The sequence below is a fragment of the Cupriavidus sp. SK-3 genome (assembly GCF_000611145.1).
GTDB lineage: Bacteria > Pseudomonadota > Gammaproteobacteria > Burkholderiales > Burkholderiaceae > Cupriavidus.
This window is the reverse complement of record NZ_JFJV02000033.1, coordinates 36,854-39,407: the sequence shown is the minus strand read 5'-3', so window position 1 is coordinate 39,407 and position 2,554 is coordinate 36,854. Positions and strand designations below refer to the sequence as shown.

Annotated in this window: 2 protein-coding genes and 1 pseudogene; all 3 read right to left on the bottom strand. The window is 69.0% G+C overall.

Features of this window, described 5'->3' with window-relative positions; translation table 11 throughout:
* Positions 1–125 precede the first annotated feature (125 nt).
* Positions 126–578 (bottom strand): ubiquinone anaerobic biosynthesis accessory factor UbiT, encoded by a 453-nt coding sequence (ubiT, locus tag CF70_RS03445; RefSeq protein ID WP_035860360.1) that lies wholly within the window; start codon positions 576–578, stop codon positions 126–128.
* Positions 575–1,501, bottom strand: a complete 927-nt coding sequence (locus CF70_RS03440) for a U32 family peptidase (RefSeq protein ID WP_235184866.1) — start codon at positions 1,499–1,501, stop codon at positions 575–577. Before CF70_RS03440 ends, ubiT begins: the two co-directional genes overlap by 4 nt.
* A 79-nt stretch (positions 1,502–1,580) precedes the next feature.
* Positions 1,581–2,554 (bottom strand): annotated as a pseudogene (gene ubiU, locus CF70_RS03435) (ubiquinone anaerobic biosynthesis protein UbiU); the annotation flags it as partial.

Sequence of the window (2,554 nt, the reverse complement as noted above, 5' to 3'; positions counted from 1 at the left end):
GGGGGGGGGGGGGGGGGGGGGGGGGGGGTTTGGCTAGGAGCCACTGGAAGCGAAGCCAATGGTCTGGTCCAGCACGACGGCGTAACAAGCGCCCACCCGCTCCCCCAGCCGCCCTTGTTGCATCATCAGCCAGCCTGCGACGTGACGGCACCCGCAGCCAGATGCCTGGTCAGGCCGGTAAGCCACTCCGGCCGGCTCACCGCGTCCAGCCAGTACTTCACCTCCAGGCCTAGCGCGGTATCGCCGCCGATCGCCAGACGCCGCTGGAAGAACAGCGTATCGGTATCGGCCTCCCCGCCCAGCAGGCGCAGGTAATCGACGGCATTGGCGCGCAACGTCAGCGCCGGCGGGCTGCCGTCAAAGGGCCCGGCGGCAAAGCGGCCATCCGCGCAGCGAAAACGTATCTGCAGGCCAAGGTCCTCCACCGTCAACAGGAAGCAGTGGCCATCCAGCGCCGCCGGTGGCTGCAGCCAGCCACGCCGCCGCGCAAGCTCCAGCGCGGCCACCAGGGGTAAGGCCTGGGCCTGCGCCGGAACCGCGCGGTGCAGGCGTGCCAGCATGGCTTTGGGGCCGATCATGCGTGCGCCTCCTGCCAGGCGATGCCGGCCTTTCCGTCCCAGTAGCCATTGCTGGGCTGTGCCCCCGCCGGCAGCAGGCCGGCGGATGCCGTGGCCCGCTCGCCGGACCGCAGTGCCGCGAGCGCCGCCACGACATCCAGCGTGGCGCTGGCATGCGGGCTGACGCGAACGGAGTCGATCCCCATGGCCATCAAGGCCGGCACTTCCGCGCACAGGTCGAGACAAGTAGCGGACTGGATCTGCACCCCGTTGAGCGTGAAGAATGGCTGGCCCTCCCCGGTCGATGCCACCAGGCCATCCGGGTAATCGAGACAGCGGAACTCGCAATTGTCCTTGCGCAGCCTGTGATGGCGTGCGGTGAAGCAGCGCGCCGAGAACGCCAGCGGCATCCGGCCCCAGACCAGCACCTCCAGCCCCGTGCCCGCCGGTCGGGCCGCCGCCAGCGCCGCCAGCGCGGCGCGGTCCATTTCCAGCGGCGGCACGCATGCTTTGGCACCCAGCCCGCTCAGCCAGGCAAGCGTATCCGCGTGATACACATTGAGATGCGGGCCGCAGATAAAGGGGCGCCCGTGCATCCGGTTGACCGCGCCCAGGTCGTTGGCCTCGACCAGATAGTCGGTTTGCTCGCAGACGCGGTGCATGCAGGCAATGTCGCTGTCGGACTCGACCAGCACAGGGGTCGAGAGCACGACTTCCTTGCCGGCGTCCCGCAGCATCTGCGCGATCTCCAGCCAATGCGCATGGCGCAGTTCATGGCGGCGGGTGCAGACGGTTTCGCCCAGGTAGACGCGGTCGACCGCGGAGTCGGCGACCTCGGCATAGAACTGCATGACCGTGGCGCGCGGCCAGTAGTACAGCAGCGGGCCGAGCGAGATGCCGAAGCAGGCCGCGGGCCGGGAAGGGGCAATCATCGAATCGTTCATTGGTAGTCTGGTTCCGGAAGGAGAGTGGCATGCCGCGAGGCATGAGGAATGCAGCAGGCAAGGGCGACACAGCCGGGCTTCAGCGCCATGGCCGGTCGTACGCGCCCTGCGTCACCTGGTCGCCCTCGGCATGCCTGCCGAGCACGCCCTGCCATTCCTGGCGCGCGGTGAATCGCTGCGGATCGGCGCAGGCCGCGTCGATCGCCGCGCGCAGCACGCCCACCACATCGCCCACGTAACGCGGGCTGCGCTGGCGGCCTTCGATCTTGATGGCGGCGATGCCCATGCCGATCAGCGCCGGCAGCAGCGACAGCGCATTGAGGCTGGTCGGCTCCTCGAGCACGTAGCCCCGCTCGCCCTCCACCTCGAATCTCCCTTTGCACAAAGTGGGATAGCCGGCGGGCTCGCCCGGCGCGTAGCTGTCGATCAGGATGCCGGACAGCCGCGCCTGCATGGTTCCCTCACGCTCCTCCCAGCGCACCGCGTGCGCGGGCGAGCACACGCCCTTGTTGTTCGGCGAGTCGCCGGTCGCGTAAGAGGACAGCAGGCAGCGGCCTTCGGCCATCACGCACAGGCTGCCGAAGCCAAACACTTCAAGCTCCACATCGGTCTGGCGCGCGAGCTTGCCGATCTGCGCCAGCGACAGCACGCGCGGCAGCACCACCCGGTGTATGCCGAAACGCGCGCGCATCAGCTCGATGGCGTCGGCATGCGTGGCCGAGCCCTGCACCGACAGATGAAGGCGCAGTTGCGGATGGCGCTCGCGGGCATAGGCCATCAGGCCCGGGTCGGCCATGATGACGGCATCGGCGCCCAGCTCCGCCGCGGCATCGACTGCGCGATGCCAGCACGCTACCGCGCTCATCTGCGCGAAGGTATTGATGGCGAACAAGACTTCCGCGCCTTGCGCATGGGCCTCGGCCACGCCTGCCTGGATATCGGCCTCGGTGAAGTTCAGCCCGCCGAAGTTGCGCGCATTGGTGGCGTCGCGCAGGCCAAGGTAGACGGCGTCTGCGCCCTGTTTCAGCGCCACGCGCAGCGCCGCCAGCGAGC